Consider the following 20894-nt stretch of genomic DNA (forward strand, 5'->3'; position numbering starts at 1 on the left):
AACTCGTTAAAGACCGCTCTTGTCCTGAGGGTTGAAAACTAATACGAATTCGCCTTTGGGCGGATGACTTTTAAAGTGGGCAGAAATTTCTGTCGGCGTCCCGATAAGATGTTCCTCGAACTTCTTGGTCAATTCTCGCATGAGGGCGATCTTGATGTCTCCGAATACGAGCTTGATTTCTTCGACGAACTTGTCGATGTTGTGGGGGCTGGCGTAAAAAATCTGGGTCGCTTCCTCATCCTTCAGTTTTTCTAGTAAGTGGATGCGCTGGGCGCTCTTCTTAGGGGAGAAATACTGGAATGCAAAATGGTCGGTAGGCATACCGCTACTGATCAGGGCGGTAATCATGGCGCAGGGGCCGGGGATGGCTCGAACGTCGATTCCTTCACGGACACATTCTCTAACTAGGTTAAATGCCGGGTCGGCTACGCCTGGGGTTCCTGCGTCGCTTATCAGCGCAATGTCGCCCTCGTTTTTTAGAAATTCAACGTACTTGGGCGTGACCTTTTCCTTGTTGAAATCGTGATAAGGTTCCATGGTCGTGTTGATGCCGTAGGCATCGAACAGGATTCGGCTGTGACGGGTATCTTCTGCCAGAACCAGAGGAACTTCCTTGAGAATACGGACTGCTCGATAGGTGATGTCTTCCATGTTGCCGATGGGAGTCGCGACAATGTATAGTGTATGAGCCATGGTAAAAATCTTTATAATGAGGTGTTGTAGCTGAGTACGGAATTTAAATCTGCCTGACGGGAACCCTGTAACTCGAAGCGGAGCCTCTGGATTAATTTGCGGTGCATTTCCTTGGCGGCGTTGTTAATCAGGTCGCTTCGCATGCGGCCGTATACGGTGGCCTTGATCTGTTCCTGTTCCGAAAATTCAACGTGCTTGACCAGAGTGCCATTGCAGAAAATGCGGGCGCGGAGGGTAAAGCTTAAGGTTTCATCTACAGGGAGGATTGGCCAAAAGGGGATAATCACGGCTCCCAAAGTCCATGAACTCGGGGCCGATTCCTGCTTGACTGATGCGATGATTTCGGCGTTACCTCGGCACGAATTTCTTGGATAATCCTCTGGCGTTGCCGCTGCCGTGTAAGCACGTAGCAAATCTTGGCTTAATTCCAGGCTGTCTCCGCCATAAACGAAGGGAATATTTCCAAAGAAACTGAACTTTTCCTGAGTTAAGGGAATGTTCTCTAGATTTCCTTGTTGCAGATTTACGGAACAGCCCGATAAAAAGGCCAACAGTATCGTAGCGATCAAAACGCTGATTTTTCTTTTGCTTCTCGTGTAAAACATCATTTGTAAAGATACAAAAGTATGGGAGTTCCTATTGTTTTATTAAATTGCGGATATGGATTTACCAGTAGTCTTTATATCTGATGCCCATCTGGGTGTGAACACTCCGTTCTGTGTTGCTAATCGCGAAGAGAAACTTGTGCAGTTTTTAAATCAGCTACGCGGTAAAATTTCTCACTTGGTCATTGCGGGCGACCTGTTTGAATTCTGGTTTGAGTATAGAGATTACGTTTGCCGAAACCATTTTGAACTGTATTTTTCTCTTCGGGAATTGGTGAAATCCGGTGTGGAAGTTCATCTTCTTCAGGGAAATCATGATTTTGCCTATGAGGATTTCTTCCCCAAAACGCTGGGCGTTCAAGTCCATAAGCAGGTTATTCTTGAGGTTCAGGGGAAAAGGGTCCTCTGTTGCCATGGCGATGGCGTTGCCAAGTCTGATAAGGGTTATCGCGTCATGCGAAAAATCCTTGATTTTCCGCTAAACCGCAAACTTTTTAAGTTGATCCATCCGGATTGGGGGATGAGTCTCGCTCGATTTGTTGGCAGTAGTAGCCGCAAGGCTGGCGAAACAAGAGTCATCAATATGGACGAGTATCTGGAATGGGCCGGCGGCGCTATGAAAAAGAACTGCTGTGACTACTGCGTTCTGGGGCATCACCATATAGCGGGAGTATGGCCTGTTAAGAATGGTGTTGTCGCTTCTGCCGGGGACTGGATGAAAAAACTCACCTACGTCCAGATGGAAGCAGGTGAGTTAGTTTTAAAGGATTTTTTGTAGGGGCTTAGTTCCCGTTGAAGGCGTCTGCGCGACTCTCTGTGGAATGCATCATCTTCTTGCTAGAGTTTGAACCCCAAATCTTGGCGACGAGATCCATGCTAGCAAAGCTATCCCAGTAAGCGTCTACCCAGCACCAATGGTGAACTTCGCCCTTGGCGTCGGTGATAGTCCAATTCTTGAGCGCTGAAAAAGTCATCACAATCGGATCGGGCTTGCTGGAAAATCCATAACTGTTGGTTTCTTCGGGAAGCTCTATAGTTATGGTCCAGGCGTTTCCGTCGGTCCTCTTGAAAATGAAAACATTCAGTGCGATAATAACCGCGAGGGCTATAAGTGCGCCTCTAAAGTTCTTTTTCGTGAGAAAAAAGATACAAAGAAGCGCGAGGAGCACGCAAATGGCTCCAAAGTTATAGTGTACGGTATAAAATGCCTTAAGAACATCTATCATGACGATCCCCTCACTTAAGGCTTACTTCTTGTTAGCCTTTGCTGCCGCTCTCTGTTCTGCGACCAGGGAGGCAACGCTGAAGGACAGGACCTTGCCTTCGATCTTGCATTCGGTGCGGTAGCTCTGTCTCGGGAGAGCGATTCCATGAGAAGAAAGAGTTCCCATGAAGGAGGCGTTTGCGTGGCTAGCGATAGTACGAACGTTGATGAATCCCTTGTCCTTGCTGAAAGTCAGGGAGAACACCTTCTTGGTCTTGTCGTATTCTGCAACCATGGTCTTGTTTACGGCCGTGTTGACTGCATTCTTGGAGTTGCGGTCGAAAATGATGGTTCCACGGGAGTCGATGGAGAGCATGGTCTTGTTTGCAACAGAGTTACGGCATGCGATAAGCTTCCATTCGCCCTTCTTCTTGGAGGAGGCGTTCTTGCTTGTGAAGATGTACTTGTTGCCTTCCTTTTCCAGGATGTAGGGGCCAGTTACGATCTTTTCGCCGATGGCGTTAAGGGCACCCTTGAAATACAGGAACTTGGACTTGGAACCGTTGACACCCAGAATGAAGCGGAAAGAAGTAGCCTTTGCTTCCTTAACGGGAGTGATAGCCACGCGCTTGCCTACCGGGTCAACTTCGATATCTGCATAGGGGCCAACATCGATTGTTTCGCCACGGGGGCCAGTTGTCTGCTTGGCCATTTTGTCGAGTTTCATGGTTCGAATAGCTTCTGCCGGGAAGCGGATGAAGCCACGAATGTCCATTTTAACAATAATTCCGTCCATTATTACACCTCTTTTATTTGTTGTTTTGCTTGTAAATTAACAATTTTTAAACCTTAAATGCAATGATTATAAGAAAAAAAACAATAATGCCTGTTGTGAAGGCTACATTATGTAAGGTAAATCACATAGATAACTGGGGAAAAATGCCTTTTTTTACCTTGTTTGGGCAGTAAGATGTTGTAAGGCTTGGTTTAATTTATTACTTAAGGGATTGCCTTGAGCCTTGATTTTTTTGAAATTGGGGTGTTCTTTTTCGAAAATCAAGTTGCTTTCTTGCCTATTTTGTCTATCCTGAATGAGAATAACCTGTTCTGGAATAGCTATTTCGTTCAAGTCGGGCATGTCGACTTTTGTCCGTATCAAAAATTTGGGATAAAGAAGTCTGTATTTTTCGTTGATCTTGTCGGCAATGCTGCTGATGGGGTCAATTAAAAATAAACTGCTTTTTTTTGTGTATTTAAGTTGTTCTGCGGCTAAAATAGCTCCGATTCCCCTTCCGGCGACTATTTCAGGCGCCCTGCCGGTAATTTGGCTTGCGCAAGCGGTGATTTGCCTGGCGTCATCTAGAAAATTCTCTGAGGAGGGGGTTCCCTTGTTGTTTCCGCTGCCTCTATAATTGAATGTGACTAGCGTGCTTTGTGCATTTTCTCCCGCTTCGGCGAGAAATTGGGCCCCATCTTCATCTGTGTCGGGGAAATAGAGCAGAATGGACTTGTTATCCGAACCGAGCTGCCAACCGCTTAAAATGTTGCCGTCTTCCAGCGTGCAGGAAATCTGTTTTGCCTTGCCCTGAATCGCTGCGTTGGCTTCTTTGTGGGTAATTGCCCGCGGAAATGCGATTTGGCGTTCTGTAAGTGCAAGGTAGAATACCATGCTGCAGTAAATGAGGGCGAGAGCACCTAAAAGTCGTAATATTCTAAGGAAAAAGCCCTTTATAGATGATGGATTGAACGAATTCATGTATACAAAGATAGAAAAATAAGGATGAAATAATAAAAGTAACTTATAAAGTTCTGTATACGGACGTGGACTGTTCCCGTATGGAATCTTACAAGGAAAATTATAAAGAAAAAAAGGACTTCCGCTTGGAGTGAAGCGGAAGTCCGAGGGATGGGATTGGGTGTTCCCTAAATATAGGCTAATTTTTTTAAGGTGGGTATAGGAAAAATGCATGGTGTTCACGAAAGTGTTCTCTAGGTGTTCTCTAGGCTGATACTAGTAGTAAAGCGGCTTTTTTTACATCGTCAAGGGGGTGCTTTTTACAAAGAAGGTGTTCCCAAAAATGTCCGAAAAAATTATATTTCCTGCTGATGAACGTTTATGCATATTACAATTACAGGAAGTACCTGCAGGACTATTATGACTACCGGAAGTCTGTCCAGCGGTATTTTTCCTATAGGTCTTTTGCCAAGAAGGCGGGGTATTCGTCTTCTGGATTCTATCTAGACCTGATTCGTGGCCGTAAGTCTCTTACGCCCCAGATGCTGCCGAAGTTTATTGCGGCGCTGGGACTGAACGAGAAGGAAGGCCGCTATTTTACCTTGATGGTTGATTTTACTCATGCTACTACTCCGGCATCCAAGCAGGCTATCTTCGAGCAGATGTCCGCTCTGTTGCCCAGTGCCATCAAGTCTTTGACCAAGAACCAGCAGGAATACTACAGCAAGTGGTATTATGTGGCTGTTCGCGAAGCCCTTTCCGTGCTGAATATTGGCGAGAAGAATATTCAGGAACTGGCGCTGTTCCTGAACCCGAAGATCACGCTCCCGCAGGCAAAACAGGCTATTCAGCTCCTGTTGAACCTGCAGTTGATCGAATTGGATATTACCGGTTGCTATCGTTCTGTGAACAAGGCCATCTTCAGTGGGTCCGAAATCGCTCCGCTGTTCGTTCATCAGTTCCAGAAACAGATGATTGATTTGGGTAAAGATGCCCTGGATCACTACAGCACCGAACGTAGAAATGTATCTTGCATGACAATGAGCGTGTCTGCCGAAGGTCTGGAACGTATTATCAGCAAGATTGACTTGTTCCGCAAGGAAGTTGTCGACATTGTCCGTTCCGACGAAGGCGAGACTATGATTGCCCAGATGAATATTCAGTTCTTTCCGCTGAGTAAGGAAAAGGTTGCCTTGCCTCCGGAACCTGATGAGGAGGATGCATGAGGACTCGCTTTTTGAATTGTTTGATGCTGGTGGCGTTTTGCGTCGCCGGGCTCGCTTTCGTGAGTGCCTGTTCCAGTGACTCCAGTACTGCAGGAACTGTGACTGATACGGGCAATACCATTGCTACAACTGAAGCTGAAGTGGCCGGCGTGGTCCATCGTGCCGATGGCTCTGTTGCCGTGAACGCTACTGTCAGGATGGCCAGGTTGGCAAGCTCTGAGGCAGATTCTTATGAAATCCCCGAGTCTAGGGATACTGTGACGGACTCTGCAGGTCGGTTCGCCTTTGCCGTTGCAATGGCTGACACCTTCCAGTTGGCTGTTTTTGATTCCTTGGCATCTGAAATTTTCTACCTGCCGTATACGACTTCGAAGTCTGACGATTACGATTCCATCAGGCTAGAAAAGGCCGCCTTGTTTAACGGCGTTCTCCTTTATGAAGAAGCCGATTCTGCAGTGAAGGTTGGCTCCCACTTTATTGTTAGCCTGACAGGAACGCCCTTCTTCCAGAGCGTATTTGCTGGCGATTCGTTCAGCTTGATGATTCCCGCTGGTACTGGCTGGATGTCGTTCTTCCCCTGGGACCCGGAGATTGTTGCCAAGCTGCAGGATTCCGGTGTCGCGGACAGCCTGATTTATCGCCGCTGGGAACTGAAGGACTCTGTTGCTGCCGGAGATACCGTTACACAGGGACCGTTCATCTGGAGCATTAAGTCTGACGTGGATTCCCTGATCAAGGAAGAGGAAGAAGTCGCTAAGGTCGTATCCCGTATTAGCGGTACCGTTATTTGCAAGAGCGGCAAGCCTTGTGACAGTGTGGAAGTCATGCTGATTACGGATCTGTACGGCTTTGACTTTGTCGAAGGTGATTCTGTTGAATTTGTTGTAAATGCGAAGACGGATAGCCTTGGCCGCTGGTGGTTGCCTGTTCCGGAATCCGTTCCCGAAGATTCCTTCAGAGTTGAATATCGATTGATGATGGATGGCTTCCCGGTCCAGGTTGGCGTGTCCCGCTATGTGATGGCTGGTGAAGTCAAGAATCTGAAGGACACGCTGGATGTCGGTGTAGACACGTTGAGCAAGCCGTCGGGACTGTCTTATGGTGTTGCCCTGGTTGTTGACCGCGAAGATACGACCCAGTCTAGTGACTGCATGCTGAATAGCGTTGTTGTGGGTATTAAGGGTACATCCCATTTTGTTCGCGACGTCACTTGCTACGATGAGGCTTCTCTAGTGGATCTGCCTATGGGCGTACAGGATGTGATTCTCTATTCCGGCGACCCCAAGGTCGTGGCAAAATTGCGTGAGATGGAGGTCCCCATGATGTACTATGTGACCCAGAATGCGGTGTCTTTGCCCGAGGGAAGTGTCCAACAGGTACAGTGGATGACCTATAGTCCAATCAATCTCAGCATTTTTTCTGAAAAAAATGAATAAAACCCCTTGCCAAGGTTAATTTTATTAGTTAACTTTGGCTCACCAACGATGAGTTATGGTGTAACGGTAGCACAACAGATTCTGACTCTGTTTGTCTAGGTTCGAATCCTGGTAACTCAACGAAAAAAAGAGAGATTCCCTTTGGGAGTCTCTTTTTTTGTATCCAAAAAGTTTGCGTTGTCCTTTTGAGGCTTCGTCTATATTTAAAGGGTGTAGGTAAAGCCTACGCCCCACAGTACATTTTGGGCGTCGTGATCCTTGAACTGGTAAAACGGCACGCTGATTTGTGTATATAGACCGTACATGTGGACCCACATTTCCATGGAAATGTCCAGTTCTTCCTTGTAGTTGAACGGGTACACGTACTTTTTCTTGTTGGCGTTGTTTATGGCCTGGTGCATCTTGTTGGGGGCTTCGGCGTATTCGTAGCCTGCGCCAATGCCGACATCGAATTTGAAGGGGAGTTCGCTAAAACAAGTCCAGAGGAGGCTTCCCCTGATGCTGGCCCAAAAATCATTTTCGCCGTAATGCATGCCCATGCCCTGCACTCTAAAGGCAAGGCTTCTGAAGTCAAGGCCTGCGACCAGTACCAATGGAGCCTGGTTCCGTGTGCCGATCCCAACTTCGATTTTTATATCGGAGGGCTGTTTGGGTGCTTCGGCAGCGCCTGAATGAACCGCCCCCAAAAGGGTTAATCCGAAAGGTATTATCATTTTGGGGAGGAGATTCATACTGACAATTATAGTAAACCTCGTGATTATTTGCACAAATGAGGGCGTTGATATAAAAAAATGGGGTTTATAATAAAAATAAAAGTTCTATCTTTTCGTTAACTTAACCGCCGCGGCGTATGCCAGGCTCAAAAAAAAGGAAAACATATGAAGTTGAAGAATTTCTTTATGTCTTGCGTTGCAGCATGTGCTTTGGCTGCTCCTGCTATGGCAGAAGGTGGCATGTTCGAAGGCGCTCTGCCCGAAAACTGGACTGCTGATGTTGTTGCCGGTGTCAAGTATAACTATTACAACTTCCACAACTGGCAGCAGGATGGTACTTCCAACTACACTTGGTTGGTGACCTTTGATGCAGACGTGCAGGGTAAGTGGAAGGTTGCCAACTGGCGTAACCTGGTGGATATCGATCTCGGACAGACTTGGACCGATGGCCAGGGCCGTCGTAAGTCCTCTGACCGTCTTTTCTGGGAATCCATGCTTGACTTCAACATGACCGAAGTGCTGAAGCCCTACGTCGGAAACCGTTTTGAAACTCAGATGATTGCCGGCTACACCTATAGCGAAGATGAAGATGGTAACGAAGTCAAGAAGGCTGTCTCCAGCTTTATGGACCCTGCTTACGAAACTCAGGTTGCCGGTCTTGCCTATATCCCCAATGATATGTTTAGCCAGCGTCTCGGTTTTGCAAACCGCATGACCATTTCTAACGGCTACGGCTACGCTGATGAACACGGTGCCGAAAAGATTGCTCGTGGCGAACGCGACCATCTTAAGACCGTGAAGGATGAACCGGGTCTGGAATCCGTTACTGAATTCAAGTACGGCTTTTCTGATGTGGTTAGCTTCAAGAGCCGTCTGTGGGCATTCACCAACTTTGAAGGTGTCAACGCAATTGACGGTCGTTGGGAAAACTTGCTGACTGTTCTGATTGCCCCGCTGATCGAACTGCAGGTTGGCTTCGATATGGCTTACGACCTGGATCAGGATGAAGATGCTCAGGTTAAGAACATGGTGCTCTTCGGTCTGACCTGGCGCTGGTTCTAATATTTAGAGAATCCGATAAATATAAGAAGAAGGCTCGCTTCGGCGAGCCTTCTTCTTATATAGTGCAAATTTTTTACGGTTCGTAATTTAATAATTCCTGAATCCAGGCGTCCTTAGCCTTGCGGATCTTTTCTAGGGAGGCGTCATCTGCGGCGCTGTTGTCTCTCAGTTCGGCTAATTCAGTGTACTGCCTTGCCAGGAGTTCCGCCTTAGGGTAGTGGGGGATGAGGCTTGATAGGCGTTCCTGGATTGCCTTGTCGGAATAGAGCCGGTTGATTCCTTCTAGCCAAAGGCAGATGTGTGCTTCCTTGTTGCCGTTCTGCCGTTCTTGGTCGGCTTCGCTGAATTCCGGGGGCGTTATCTGGTCTAGCCAGTCCGCTTCTTGCTCGAACAGTTGGTTGTCTTCTTCCAGGGCGTTTGCCTTATTTCGTAATTCCAGCTGCTTTTTTAGGAAGGGACGGTAAGACTCCACATCTTGGTCTAGACCGTTTTTTTTCAGAAAATTCCCAAGATTACGCAGATTTGATTCTGACGGATTGTTCAGGAGGCATTCCTTTAGCACGGCTAGCTGATCTTTAGAAGGCAACTTTTTGAAATTTTCGTTATGTGCGTTTGCTGCCTTGACGCGAAGCCAAAAAATTCTCAATAGAATTAGTGCGGTTATGATGGGTAAAATAATGGTAAATGACATAATGGGTGCTATTTTAGAAAAATGAAGGGGGAAAATGCCTTTTTTGAAACGAAAGTTCCTGCTGTGGGCGAAAAAAGGTGTGTTTTTATGGCTTTGAACGTTCCTTATTGCTTTTTTACAGATATTTTTCAATTTTCGTTTTTAATATATAGTCTAAAATGGTGTATATTTAGCGTTGAATATTCATAACCTGTGCACAGGTGGAGATTGGACTATATGAAATTGGATCGTTTTAAACGGATATCTCTTACCGCGATGATGTTTGGACTCGCTGGGGTGGTTTCGTCCTTTGCGGTTGTTGAAGATAACCAGAGAGAACTGGATATTGTTGTCCGCGACTTTGACGTGGGTCATCCCGACTTTGAAAACTTCCAGGAAGAAGCTTATTACAGCATCTTTTCTGGCAAGGATGATGCTAAGCCGAGTTCCTGGTTGGCTACATACAGCACGGATCCGACGTGGACTGGTCGTCGATCTAACTATGGTAAATATGGTTGCGGTAATACCCAGACTCCTGATTACGGTCTCCCCGTAGGTACCGAAGGCTATCCCAAGGCTAACGCCGATGGTTCCGTGATGACCAAGTCCGGTGCCGTTTCTACGGTTCCCGACTATATTACCGCTATTTCTAGAGTTACAAACCAGGGTTATGCCTGGTACGGTGAATTCAAGGATTGCTCTTACGATGCTAAGCTGAATCCCCTTAGCCTAAAGACTATGCGTGGTCTTGTGTCTGAATTGTGCTCCGACGCTTCTTCGACTTGGGCCGCCAATATGGCCGACAGCAAAAAGGAGTGTACCGCAGGTAAGGTCTGTAAGGGTCACTCCTGGTCACAGATTGTGTACGTGACTCCGGGCCTTGTTGAACGAAACCTGCAGTTCGTTCAGGATCCCAACGATCCTAACGGCGGTCTGGACATGTATTCTCCCATAATTTCCGCTAAGCGTGAAGGGTGTGATAACCAGTATTTCAACCAGTGGTATGCGGATGTAGATAATGTCAACCTGCGTACCAATACCACCTTGATCCTGGATCAGGATCCTAGTGATCCGAAGTACTTTGAAATCGATAAGAACTGGAACAATGGTGGTTACTTCCCGCTGGATTCCATTTCTGATGATGGCGAATTTACCTGGCTGGGACCCAAACCCCAGTATCCGAATCAGTACGGCGCTCAGTCTCTTTCCATTTTCTGCCCGCCTTATGAATATCGATATGCAAAGGACCAGACCGACTTTAAGGGTTCGAATACTGCAGAACTTTGCAATGCCTGGAAGCGTAATGGTGGTCCCAAGGTTGGTGCTGCCGCATATCAGGCTGCTGCCACTTCTGAAATTGGCCTGCGTCACCTGCGCAACTATGGCTTTACCATGATGGGTTACGCCGCATTTAAGTACAAGAAGGGTGCTGGTGAAGTGTTCGAATTCACTGGTGACGATGACATGTGGATTTACGTGGACGGCGTTCTGGTGGTTGACCTGGGTGGTACTCACTTGGCTGCAGCTGGTAAGGCTGACATGGACTACCTTTCTGGTCAGAAGTTTGGTGTCGCCGGTTTAGGTGGCTTTGCTCATGGTTGCTGGCCGGGCGATCCTCTGGAACAGGCTGACTCCTGCTCTATCAAGCTTGATGCTGATGGTACCTGGAAGGATGGCTCCTGGCATCATATCCACTTCTTCTATGCTGACCGTCAGACCGATGGTTCTAACCTCCGTATCCGCAGTTCTCTTTCTGAACTCGCTCCGTCTCGCTATGGTCAGCCCTCTGTAAGTAAGTCTGTGGTGACTACCGACAGTACTGGTAAGCAGACCGTCAGCGTGACCCTGAATACTACTCTGGATGAATCCTCCTTGATTAACATCAGAAACGCTGCCACAACAGGCACCGCTCCGGTCTTGCTGGTGATGAGAACGGTCTATGATTCTACCGGTGCTTCTTCTACTAAGGTTTATGGCTACTACATTACCTCTATTTCTGATGGTATTAACCTTGGTTCTTCTGGTATTCAGTACGATATGGAAGGTATCTTGGTCGATGCTGATGGTAATGTTATGACTTCTGGCATTTCCGGTAACGACAAGATTGCATTCAATTTCCGCGATCCTGAAAACGAAATTGCCAACGACGAAGAACTGAAGGCTGCTTATGTGTCTACCGTGGGTCTTGATGCTTGGAATCAGATGATTTCCTGGACCAAGAAGATGGACGCCGCTGGTTTCGATATCAAGTCTTCTTCTGGAAAGAAGGTGATTGGTTTCCCGGATACTCCTAGCGATTGGTCTGTTACTCAGTTCGTGGGTAACCCCAACGTCGAAACCTTCGTTCTTGACAAGAATATTGACCGTCCTGAATTTGATAAGCAGGCTGCTGTATTGACCGAAGTTGCCAAGAACAACAGTGGTGAATTGCCTGCTGACTTTACCGCTGACTTGATCATTACCTCTATCCCCACTTCTGCTGGTAATGGTAACCCGCTGGTGCTGTCCAACGAAGATAAGAGCTCCTTCTCTAAGGCTGGTGCTAATGGTACTGTTGGTGCCGGTTCTGTGGCTTACGTCGGTGGTAAGGCAAGCGCATCTTCTATGTGCTTCAGCGATGAATCTGGTGTTGAAAGCTGCACAAGTATTTCTTATCCGGTTTCTGGTCCGTTCCGCCTTAACGTTCGCGTGTTCGACCATATGGGCCATTTTGTTAGCCAGTACCAGAAGCGTATGAGTGCTGACGAAATTCATAAGGCTCTGGGTGGCGAAACTGCTAAGCTTGGCGCCTGCGGCGAGGAATATCCGCTGTACGGTTCTACTGGCTTGGGCTGGATGACTATCAAGATGTATCCTGTTTCTCAGAGCGGCCGTATGATTGCAACTGGCCCGTACATCTACCAGGTTACCTTCATTCAGGAAGACTACAAGTACTGCGTGAAGGGCGGCGATGCTGACGAAGCTGGTCAGATCAAGACCAACACTTACAAGCGTACCTCTGATACTTATCGTTTCGGTTACCGCCGTCATAAGAATAAGTAATAGCGGTTAGCAAAGTTTAAAAAGCCTCGGCTCAATGCCGAGGCTTTTTGTATAGAGAAAACTACCGGCGTAGCCGGTAGTTCCGTAAAAGCCTTCTGGCAGACATGCAAAAATGTTGGAATTAAACTATAGAACCAATGAGGGCGAATGGTTCGGCGGCCGTTATTTTGACTTGTAGGCGGGTGCCAGCTTTTATTGGTTGAAGACCTTCGCTCAGAGCAACTGGGCGGTAGGCGTCGTTGCGGGCGATGATGGTGCCTTGGCGATAGCCTGCTTTTTCTACGGTCACACGCTCTGTCTGACCAATCCAGCGGGCGTTATTTTCTGTAGCGATGGCCTGGAATGCGGCGGCCAGTTCTGCAGATCGACTGTGTTTAACGGTGTCGGGCACGATTGGCTCTAGACGGCTTGCTACCGTACCTGGGCGGCTGACGAAGCGGGTTATGTTGCAGACCGTAGGGTGTGTTTCCTGGAGGATGTTTAAGGTGTCCTTGAAGTCCTGGTCCGATTCGCCGGGAAAGCCGACAATAAGGTCTGTGCTGAGGGTGAACAAGCTGAATCGCTTGTTAAACTCGTTTGCCAGCTCCAGGTAATCCTTGGCGGTATGTTTGCGGTTCATCAACTGCAGAACGTGCTCGGATCCGCTCTGGACGGGAAGGTGGATGAATTTGTAGACACGGTCGTCCTGGAAGCATTCCATGAGCGGTTCCAGGTAGCTTTTGATGTGCCGCGGGTTGCCCATGCCTAGGCGGATGCGGTAATCGCCTGGAACTTTGACGAGTATCTGCTGAACCAGTTCAGCCAGGTTTTGGGCGGGAAATTCTGCGCGGGAGTTCCCTGCAAAATCAAATCCGTAGCAACCGCAATCCTGGCCTGTAAGCTGTATTTCGATGCAACCGTCAGAAACGAGTCGCTGTACCTGCTCTACGATAGATTCTGCAGAAAAACTACGCAGTCTCCCTTTGACTAGGCGGGTGGAACAGTAGGCACATGCGTCTAGGCAGCCTTCTTCGATGTTGACGATACCTACGAGAGGGGATTCGCGAAGAACGGTTCCCGGCTTGAGGATAAGTGTTTCTTGGGATGTTCTTTCTTTGCTTAATTCGTTGAGGCTTGTAAATCTGACGTCCTCAAAAAGTTTGCGAACCTCTTCCTGCAGATCCCTAGGGGCGCAGCCTGTTACAAAGAAAGTTGCCTGGGGTGCAATGGCTTTTGCCTCGCGCAGTAATTTTAGTGCCGTTGAATTCCCCTTGACCGTGCATACGTTCAGGATAAATGCGGCTGGTTCTAGGCCTTCTTTGGGGAGGCCAAAGGTGACGTTAAATTCGTTGTCAAAAAGTCGAGCGATTTTTTCGCCCTCTCCAAAATTTGCAGCACATCCCTGGCTAATGACGGAAAGGGTTGGTTTATCGGTCGAATTTTTCAAGGGTGATTCCCGGGTAGTAGTGGGTGAGGATTTCCTGGTAGGATTGTCCTGCCTGGGCACGGGCGCGGACTCCCATCTGACACATGCCGACTCCGTGGCCGAAGCCGGTACCTGTGAGGATCCATTCCTTGCCGCTTTGCTTGATGGTAAAGAATGATGAAGGGAGGATGGAGTTGTTCTTTTTAAAGAGCCAGCGGGTTCTGTCGGTAAGAACTTCGATGTCGCCCTTGTCGGTTTTTACAACCAAGGTCTGAATACGACCGCTTTTTAGTTTGTTCTTGACCGTGATTTCCTTGACTTTCTTGAAATCTTTGGTTGCGACGGAGGATAGCTTGGCTTTTGATTCGGTTAAATTGCGCTTGATTAGGTCGGCGATTTCTTTGTCTGCAAAACGGCGTTCCCATTTCATGTAGCTGGATTCGTTGCAGAAGGGGGTGCCATCGTTACGACGGTCTGGCTTGCTCTGGAGGTAGGGGAGGTTTGGACGATTCCAGGTGGCTAGGGTTTCTGTGGTTCCGCCGCAGGTGGAATGGTAATAGGCGATTATGAATTCTCCGTTGTACATCATGGTAACGCCTGCGGTGGCCTTGACGGCGGCGTCTGTAAGGGGGGTGGCGCCTTCTAGTCCTTTATAGACTTGGTCCTTGGTGTCGGCATAGACGTCAAACCCTTGGGCTTCGCGGCTATTGTAATGCTTGTAGGCGTATGTGCGGGCTGCGACAGCTTGGGCCTTCAGGGCTTCGATGCGACCGCTGTCAAGTTTGCCGATTTCGTAGGGAATGACGCCGCGTAGGTAATCTTCTACGTCTACGGAGTTGATAGCATCTACCTTGCCGTTGCTTGCCCTGAAAAGGACTGTACCCGGATAGCATGCCCGCTGAAGACTTTTGGTATCTGCTGCAAAGGCGATGCAGGATCCGTCTTCGTTGCCGAATTCACGGGATTCCATTTCCATGGACTGGCCCTTGCTGGAAAGTTTTATGCTTTTCCCGTTGGCGGTAATTTTGATAATTTCGTCGGCGTATTTTAGGTAGGCTTCCTTGGCTCCAATAAGCACCCCGACTCGGAGAGGGCGGTCTAAATCCTGGGGAACCTTGCGCTCTTCGAATTTTACCGCGGTCTCCTGAAGGGGATCTGTTCCTTCGGTGGAAATTGCGGAAATTGGGACGAATGGGGAACTTGTTGCTACGCTGGCGGAACTGCTGACGGCATTGGCTGAACTGGCCACCATGTTGGCTGAGCTGGCGATAGAATTTGCTGCGGAACTACCTGCCGAGTTGGCAGCGAGGCTTGAACTAGAAAATTGGGCTTCCGCAGTGTTGGAGGCTTCGATGGGAACAAAGCGTATGACTTCGGTTTCTTCTACATCTCCTGGCAGATCGAAACCGTCGGATACAGAAACAGCCTGCGGTTCCGCATAAACGGAACTTAGCAGGCTGGCTGCAAACCAGAGGGATGTCAACAGTCTGGCCAACAAACCCTCTGTTATTTAATGCTTGCCCTTGAGCTTTGCCTGGGTGTCCTTGGCCATCTTCTTCAGCTTGGACTGGGTCATGGTGCGGTCTGCTGTAGAAATCTTGTCTACGAACAGGTCGCCACTCAGGTGATCCACTTCGTGCTGGATGCAGCGTCCGAAAAGGCCGTCGCAGTTATGGATTTCCTGGGCTTCTCCATTGATGTCGAAGAAGCGGACACACACCTTGTTGGGGCGAACCACATTGCAGAAGATGTCGGGAACGGAGAGGCAACCTTCGTCATAGTCCACCATTTCTGCGTCAGGTTCGGCTTCCCATTCCGGGTTGAACATGATGTAGGGGTTGGGTTCCTCTTCGTCGGGAATGGACGTGTCGATAACCACCAGTCGGATGTTCAGACCGACCTGCGGTGCGGCAAGACCACAGCCGGGAGCCTTGTACATGGTTTCCAGCATGTCTTTTGCCAACTGGCGCAGCTCCGGAGTGATTTCGGTGATGGGGGTGCACTTCTTGCGAAGCACCGGATCGCCATAAGTTCTAATAGGGAGCAATGCCATAGATTACTTCTTTTCTTCGGTCTTTTCGACAGGCTTGGCTTCGGCGTTCAGAACGCGCATGATTGCTGCCTTTTCGAAGTCGATAAGGGTGGTGGAACCGGTACGTACGGTAACAGTGGTAGAGGTTTCGTCGATGTTGGTGACGACGCCGATGATACCTGCAGTGGTCATAACCTTGTCACCCTTCTTCAGAGCCTTGCGCATGGCTTCCATCTGCTTCATTTCCTTATTCTTGGGGCGGATGAAGAACAGCCACATTACGACGAAGAGAAGAATCAGGGGGAGGAAACCGGCGAGACCACCCTGCTGCTGTTCTGCAGCGGCGTCTTGTGCGAATGCGGCAACGGAAGCGAGGGTAACGAGAAGAGCAGAAATTTTCATTTTTGGAACCTTTCCTTGATGGTTGAATTATTCATTAAAAAGATAGTAAACTAAGAAACTAGATGTTTGTCTAGCATGGGGAAAATGCGGTTGAGTTCCAGTAAATCCAGAACCTTTTCGAAGTCCCCTCTAAAGGACTGGATGCTTTCCAGGGGGTCGTCGGAATTCGGGGAGGCTACCTGTGCAGAGGGAATGAGAAGACCGCGTTGAATCAAGGGCTGTATGGTCCGCAAGGTCAAGGTCAGATGAAGTGACTTCTTGGCGATAGACATCAGTGTTTCGGTCTGTATGGTGAATGTTCCGTTTTTCAGCGGGTCTCTGCTTTCCTGGACCGTCTTGGTAACTGCGGTAAGAACCATCTGTTCGGTCATGGATAGGATGCTAGGCGAAACCTTCTTATGGATGGCTCGGTAGCAGATGGTCTTATACAGCAGAGAAATGACGCGAGGGCTCTCAATACGAATTTCGTCGCCTAAGACCTTGAGGACATCTATGCTCTGCAGAGTCTGCAGTAGTCCCATTGTTTCGTCGTCATCGATATTGAAAAGCTGGTGGACTTCTTCGCAGATTTCCTGCACCGGTGTGACAGTACCTCGGGAACTTAGTAGATAAAGTAATGCGGGGAGAGCTTTTACCTTATTGCTCTTTATAAGGTTGTTCTTGGCGATGTGGGTTCTGCTGGCCAGGAAGGTGATGATGGACATAAGCCAGCTGGGTTCCTTGGCCAGGGCGTCCTGCAGTCCCGCAGGGTTGATGACCTGCAGTTCACACTGTGTTTTTGCCTTGAGGGTTTCCTTGGCTGCGGCTCCTTCCAACAGGCTGAATTCGCCAATGATAGAACCCGGTCCGTATAGCCGGATCTTGGGCTTTTTAGAAGACGATCCTTCCAATTCGCCGCTCTTGACAATGAAGAGGGTATTGTTCTTGTCGCCTTCGGTGCATAGATATTCGCCAGCGTTCAGAATCATTATAGAACTCCTCGAACATTGGTTTCGTATCGCAGGGCCTTCAGGTAGTATTTAATCGTCCCTAAATTGATGCTATACTGTTGATTGCCTGCAGGCTTGAACCAGCCTAACTTCTGCAGACGGATCCATTCCGAAACGTCGGCGTTGGTGTCGTGCTTTCTGATGAACGCAAGCCAGCCGGGGCTGTCCATAAGGGTGTCTTCGGACATGGCCGAAAGAAGAACCAGCATCTTTTTCTGGTACAGAGTCAGTTTATAGGGCTCAAATGGCTGACCTGCGTCACTTACTTCCTGGAAGTCTACGAATATCCTCAAAAGTTCGGCGTCTATAATCTTGCAGACGACGACTCCCTCTTTTTTGGAAATTTCAATGAGGTGGCGACGGAAGAGGCTCTTAAAGTCTAGCTGGACCGTGGTAAAGTCTAATTTTGTAATCCAGCAAAATTCCTGAATCAGTTCTGCAACGTTGTATAAAATAGGACCGTTGGAACTTTTTGATTTTTTCTTGCTTAGGAATAGGGCGAGACTCTTTATTGAGTTTTCGACGCGGGGCTGCTGGGCGGCCTGCTTAAGGCGTCGAGTCTTGCTTGACAGACTTTTGATTACGGCAAGGAGCCATAGGGGAAGGCGTTTTAGTTCTGATTCCATACACTCTTCGTTCACTAGAGTGATGTCGGACTTTTTGGTGGCGGCGATTTCGTATTTGAACGGTTCACGCTCCAAAAGGGCGGCCACGCCAACGAGGTCACCTGGATGCATTGTAAATACGATGTCTTCTGGGCTGTCCTTCTCTCTTGCGATAAGTTCCCCGTCATTGAGGATGACGATGCTCCTTTCGGGTTCCTTTTTAGGGTTTACGTCAGAAGAGCCTGCGGCAACGCTAACTTGATTGGGTCCGTTGGGAGTATATACAACAAATCCCGCCTCCACGTTTAAACGGGTGGGCGGGATGATTTGCTGTCGGGAATCTCCTGATTTCTTGGAATTCATGGAGAAAACCGCCTATACGCGCCTTAAATACGCCTTGCGATTACTGGCGTTCGTCGATACGAGCAGCCTTACCGCGGAGGTCGCGCATGTAGTAAATGCGAGCCTGGCGAACCTTACCCGGGCGATCCAGAAGGATGGAAGCGATACGGGGAGAGTTAACCGGGAAGATACGTTCAACGGCAACACCGTTGGACATCTTGCGGACGGTAATGGTCTTGGAGATACCAGAGTTCTTGACCTGGATGATGACGCCCTTGAACGGCTGGATACGTTCCTTGGTGCCTTCAATAACCTTGACGTTCACGGTGACGGTGTCGCCAGAGCGGAATGCCGGGAGGTCGGTCTTCACGTTTTCATTCTGGATTGCTTCGATATTCAGGGACATAATGTACCTCGTTAATTATTTGATGCCAAATTTAGTATCTCTTTCGAGATTTTTAAAGATGTCTGGGCGCCTTTCTTCCGTTCTTTTTAACGATTCTTGACGCCTCCAAGCCGCTATGTTCTTGTGATGGCCCGAGAGAAGCACATCTGGAACTCTTTTCCCTTCAAAAACTTCCGGACGCGTGTAAACCGGCCAGCCGAGGACTCCCTGGGCGAAAGAATCGGTGTCTCCGGATTCTCTGTTACCCAGTGCGCCGTCGATCAGGCGGACAACTGCGTCTGTTACCAGCATGGCGGGCAATTCACCACCACTGACAACGAAGTCGCCTATGGAAATTTCAAGATCCACTTCGGACTGGCGGATGCGGTCGTCGATTCCCTTGTAGTGTCCGCAGATCAGGACCAGGTGCTTTTCTTTCGAAAGTTCCTGGGCCATCTTGTGGTTAAAGGGAACGCCGTCTGCAGTCAAGTAAATGACCTTGCCGCCGTCTTCCTTGACGCCTGTACTGCGGATTGCGTTTGCCAGGGGTTCCGGTCGGATGACCATGCCCGGTTCGCCACCGTAGGGGACGTCGTCTACCTGACCATAATCGTTGATTGCGAAGTCTCGCAGGTAGACTGTATTGAATTCCATAAGCCCCTTATTCTGAGCCCTGCCCATGATAGAAGTTTTCATGGGGGTGAACATTTCCGGAAAAATGGTGATGCAGTCAATTTTCATAACTGGACTATTTTTCCCCCGGACACATGCTCTTGAGGTAGTCTGCGTCGCAGGTAATGCTCTCGTCCTCTTCGTCGACTTCTACAACACAGTCGTCGACCCAGGGGGCTAGAATGGGTTGAGCGGAAAACTCTTTCTGGTACTCCAGATCAAACTTGATCTGAAAGGCATAGACGGTGGGGAGTTCTTGAACCTCAATGACCTCGCCAACTTCTCTGCCATCTTCCAGTTTGACACGGAATCCTTCCAGGTCGTCAATGTAATATTCGCCCTCGGGGGCGGGAATGCGCTCGGATTCAGGAATCATCAAGTCGCCATTGACAAAGTGGGTAATGGATTCGGGGGTGTCGTACCCCTTGAATTTCAGCAACCACAAGTTGTTTGCCAGCTTGGAATCTTCCACCGTCAGTTTAACCAGTTCGCTATTGGTCTTTTTTAGCATCACATCCTTGAGCTTCTCGTGACGGGTAAGGTCGTGAGTCAGAGGCATCGCCTTGATATAGCCCTTTACGCCATGTGTGCGCATGAGCTGGCAGACGGTGATGAACTCTTCTTGTGCTTCGGATTCAGACATTAAAGACGTGGGTGGGAATCTGACTACAGTAAACTAAAAAGCGGATACTGTTTATGGAAGGTGATTGCAAAGGGGCTGGAACCTTTCGATTCCGTTTAAAAAAGCCTCGCGCAGGTTCACTGCACGAGACCCTTTCAAAATGCTTGAATTAAGCTTCTGCAGGTGCTTCTGCGGGTGCTTCAGCAGCGGCAGCGGCTTCAGCTTCGGCAGCAGCCTTGGCAGCCTTTTCAGCTTCGATCTTGGCGAGAGCCTTAGGACCGAGCTTTGCCTTCTTTTCCTTAACAGCCTTGGGAGCAGCAACCTTACCTTCGATGGAACGGCCAGCCTTCATTTCGTGGAAGAGTTCCATGATACCAGCCTGCTTCATCAGGTTACGAACGGTGTCAGAGGGCTGAGCACCAGTGGAGAGCCACTTGAGAGCCTTTTCCTGATCGAACTTGATTTCGGGGGTCTTGGTGTTGGGGTTGTAGAAACCGACCTGTTCGATAAAGCTATCGTCGCGTGCCTTACGGCTGTCGATAACGACTACGCGGTAGATCGGGTTGTGACGCTTACCAAAGCGAGAAAGACGGATAGCGGTTGCCATTTTAACCTCTTTAAATATTGTCTCGGGGATGAACCTGCCGAAACGGGGTTGTTCAATTGTTTTGGCCAAATATAGTAACATTGCTTTTGTGTGTAAAGGACGGCAACGAAAAAAAATCCGTTCTTTGCATACAAAGTATTTGTTGGATGGAGCTGATTTTGAGGCGTTTAAGCTGGTAATTGGCGAAATTCGCTCAAAAATTGGGTTTTTGTGTGGGAAAAACGCCTTGCTGTCGGACTAGCCGCAGGACTTCTTTTCAGACGTTTTTCTGTGCGTTTTCAGCATGTTTTTTATGGTTTGACCTTGCTTTTCTGACGAAAACCATTGTTCCAGGCTGGAATTTTCCATTGCGTAATATTACCCGGTGTAATATTCCAACGGTTAGTACTCGTTGATTTTTTATCAACAAGACATGGATTTGTCTGTGTGAAAATTCTCACACCAGTG

At 48.6% G+C, this 20894-nt stretch carries 22 protein-coding genes and 1 tRNA gene; 6 read left to right on the top strand and 17 right to left on the bottom strand.

The features are described 5' to 3' along the window. Window positions 1–6: 6 nt before the first annotated feature. Together rsmI and BUB38_RS01560 are read right to left on the bottom strand one after the other, a co-directional pair. Complete coding sequence (gene rsmI / locus BUB38_RS01555) at window positions 7–693, bottom strand: 16S rRNA (cytidine(1402)-2'-O)-methyltransferase (protein ID WP_073156085.1); 687 nt, start codon at window positions 691–693, stop codon at window positions 7–9. 11 nt (window positions 694–704) lie between these two features. Next, on the bottom strand, window positions 705–1262 hold the full coding sequence (locus tag BUB38_RS01560; RefSeq protein WP_249269320.1) for a hypothetical protein: 558 nt from the start codon (window positions 1260–1262) through the stop codon (window positions 705–707). Window positions 1263–1353: 91 nt separating this feature from the next. Between BUB38_RS01560 and BUB38_RS01565 the strand changes: the two genes are divergently transcribed. Then, window positions 1354–2076 carry a UDP-2,3-diacylglucosamine diphosphatase gene (locus BUB38_RS01565; protein WP_073156088.1) on the top strand — a complete coding sequence of 241 codons (723 nt, stop codon included), beginning with the start codon at window positions 1354–1356 and terminating at the stop codon, window positions 2074–2076. 4 nt (window positions 2077–2080) lie between these two features. On the opposite strand, the gene BUB38_RS01570 is transcribed toward BUB38_RS01565, so the two are convergent. The 3 genes from BUB38_RS01570 to BUB38_RS01580 all read right to left on the bottom strand — a co-directional run bounded on the left by BUB38_RS01570 (window position 2081) and on the right by BUB38_RS01580 (window position 4171). After that, entirely contained in the window at window positions 2081–2524 is a 444-nt protein-coding gene (locus tag BUB38_RS01570; protein ID WP_073156090.1) for a hypothetical protein, read from the bottom strand. Window positions 2525–2545: 21 nt separating this feature from the next. Further along, window positions 2546–3298: a hypothetical protein gene (locus BUB38_RS01575; protein WP_073156093.1), complete on the bottom strand. Its 753-nt coding sequence runs from the start codon at window positions 3296–3298 to the stop codon at window positions 2546–2548. Between the two features lie 153 nt (window positions 3299–3451). After that, window positions 3452–4171, bottom strand: a complete 720-nt coding sequence (locus tag BUB38_RS01580; protein ID WP_073156096.1) for an alpha/beta hydrolase family protein — start codon at window positions 4169–4171, stop codon at window positions 3452–3454. 437 nt (window positions 4172–4608) lie between these two features. Between BUB38_RS01580 and BUB38_RS01585 the strand changes: the two genes are divergently transcribed. The 3 genes from BUB38_RS01585 to BUB38_RS01595 all read left to right on the top strand — a co-directional run bounded on the left by BUB38_RS01585 (window position 4609) and on the right by BUB38_RS01595 (window position 7019). Then, a complete protein-coding gene (locus BUB38_RS01585; protein WP_073156099.1) occupies window positions 4609–5463 on the top strand; it encodes a TIGR02147 family protein in 855 nt (284 codons plus the stop codon). Then, window positions 5460–6899 carry a hypothetical protein gene (locus BUB38_RS01590; RefSeq protein WP_073156101.1) on the top strand — a complete coding sequence of 480 codons (1440 nt, stop codon included), beginning with the start codon at window positions 5460–5462 and terminating at the stop codon, window positions 6897–6899. The genes BUB38_RS01585 and BUB38_RS01590 overlap by 4 nt, the downstream gene beginning before the upstream one ends. A gap of 49 nt (window positions 6900–6948) precedes the next feature. Beyond that, window positions 6949–7019: transfer RNA gene (locus BUB38_RS01595), tRNA-Gln, on the top strand. An 83-nt stretch (window positions 7020–7102) separates the two neighbouring features. Here BUB38_RS01595 and BUB38_RS01600 read toward each other — a convergent pair. Continuing rightward, a complete protein-coding gene (locus tag BUB38_RS01600; RefSeq protein ID WP_073156743.1) occupies window positions 7103–7612 on the bottom strand; it encodes a hypothetical protein in 510 nt (169 codons plus the stop codon). A gap of 165 nt (window positions 7613–7777) precedes the next feature. Between BUB38_RS01600 and BUB38_RS01605 the strand changes: the two genes are divergently transcribed. After that, window positions 7778–8674: a DUF3078 domain-containing protein gene (locus BUB38_RS01605; protein ID WP_073156104.1), complete on the top strand. Its 897-nt coding sequence runs from the start codon at window positions 7778–7780 to the stop codon at window positions 8672–8674. 73 nt (window positions 8675–8747) lie between these two features. Here BUB38_RS01605 and BUB38_RS01610 read toward each other — a convergent pair whose 3' ends face one another. Further along, entirely contained in the window at window positions 8748–9320 is a 573-nt protein-coding gene (locus BUB38_RS01610; protein ID WP_101478802.1) for a hypothetical protein, read from the bottom strand. Between the two features lie 261 nt (window positions 9321–9581). On the opposite strand from BUB38_RS01610, the gene BUB38_RS01615 reads away from it, so the two are divergent. Then, on the top strand, window positions 9582–12386 hold the full coding sequence (locus BUB38_RS01615) for a fibro-slime domain-containing protein (RefSeq protein WP_083541826.1): 2805 nt from the start codon (window positions 9582–9584) through the stop codon (window positions 12384–12386). A gap of 121 nt (window positions 12387–12507) precedes the next feature. Here the strand turns inward: BUB38_RS01615 and BUB38_RS01620 are convergent, their stop codons facing one another. From BUB38_RS01620 to rpsP, 10 genes are all read right to left on the bottom strand, one after another. Then, window positions 12508–13812 (bottom strand): MiaB/RimO family radical SAM methylthiotransferase, encoded by a 1305-nt coding sequence (locus BUB38_RS01620; RefSeq protein WP_073156112.1) that lies wholly within the window; start codon window positions 13810–13812, stop codon window positions 12508–12510. Then, window positions 13793–15286, bottom strand: coding sequence for a SpoIID/LytB domain-containing protein (locus tag BUB38_RS01625; protein WP_254794844.1), 1494 nt, complete (start codon window positions 15284–15286; stop codon window positions 13793–13795). The genes BUB38_RS01620 and BUB38_RS01625 overlap by 20 nt, the downstream gene beginning before the upstream one ends. Window positions 15287–15301: 15 nt before the next feature. Then, window positions 15302–15844 (bottom strand): peptide deformylase, encoded by a 543-nt coding sequence (def, locus tag BUB38_RS01630; RefSeq protein ID WP_073156114.1) that lies wholly within the window; start codon window positions 15842–15844, stop codon window positions 15302–15304. Window positions 15845–15847: 3 nt separating this feature from the next. Further along, a complete protein-coding gene (gene yajC / locus BUB38_RS01635) occupies window positions 15848–16225 on the bottom strand; it encodes a preprotein translocase subunit YajC (RefSeq protein WP_073156117.1) in 378 nt (125 codons plus the stop codon). A 50-nt stretch (window positions 16226–16275) separates the two neighbouring features. Continuing rightward, window positions 16276–17193 carry a cyclic nucleotide-binding domain-containing protein gene (locus tag BUB38_RS01640; protein WP_073156120.1) on the bottom strand — a complete coding sequence of 306 codons (918 nt, stop codon included), beginning with the start codon at window positions 17191–17193 and terminating at the stop codon, window positions 16276–16278. Then, on the bottom strand, window positions 17193–18182 hold the full coding sequence (locus BUB38_RS01645) for a cyclic nucleotide-binding domain-containing protein (RefSeq protein ID WP_073156122.1): 990 nt from the start codon (window positions 18180–18182) through the stop codon (window positions 17193–17195). The genes BUB38_RS01640 and BUB38_RS01645 overlap by 1 nt, the downstream gene beginning before the upstream one ends. Before the next feature lie 40 nt (window positions 18183–18222). Then, window positions 18223–18567, bottom strand: a complete 345-nt coding sequence (rplS, locus tag BUB38_RS01650) for a 50S ribosomal protein L19 (RefSeq protein WP_073156125.1) — start codon at window positions 18565–18567, stop codon at window positions 18223–18225. A 15-nt stretch (window positions 18568–18582) separates the two neighbouring features. Beyond that, a complete protein-coding gene (trmD, locus tag BUB38_RS01655) occupies window positions 18583–19287 on the bottom strand; it encodes a tRNA (guanosine(37)-N1)-methyltransferase TrmD (protein ID WP_073156127.1) in 705 nt (234 codons plus the stop codon). Window positions 19288–19294: 7 nt separating this feature from the next. Beyond that, window positions 19295–19861 carry a ribosome maturation factor RimM gene (gene rimM / locus BUB38_RS01660; protein WP_073156130.1) on the bottom strand — a complete coding sequence of 189 codons (567 nt, stop codon included), beginning with the start codon at window positions 19859–19861 and terminating at the stop codon, window positions 19295–19297. Window positions 19862–20009: 148 nt separating this feature from the next. Next, window positions 20010–20447 carry a 30S ribosomal protein S16 gene (rpsP, locus tag BUB38_RS16880; RefSeq protein ID WP_073156133.1) on the bottom strand — a complete coding sequence of 146 codons (438 nt, stop codon included), beginning with the start codon at window positions 20445–20447 and terminating at the stop codon, window positions 20010–20012. Between the last annotated feature and the right edge of the window lie 447 nt (window positions 20448–20894).

The sequence above is a fragment of the Fibrobacter sp. UWH5 genome (assembly GCF_900142505.1).
GTDB lineage: Bacteria > Fibrobacterota > Fibrobacteria > Fibrobacterales > Fibrobacteraceae > Fibrobacter.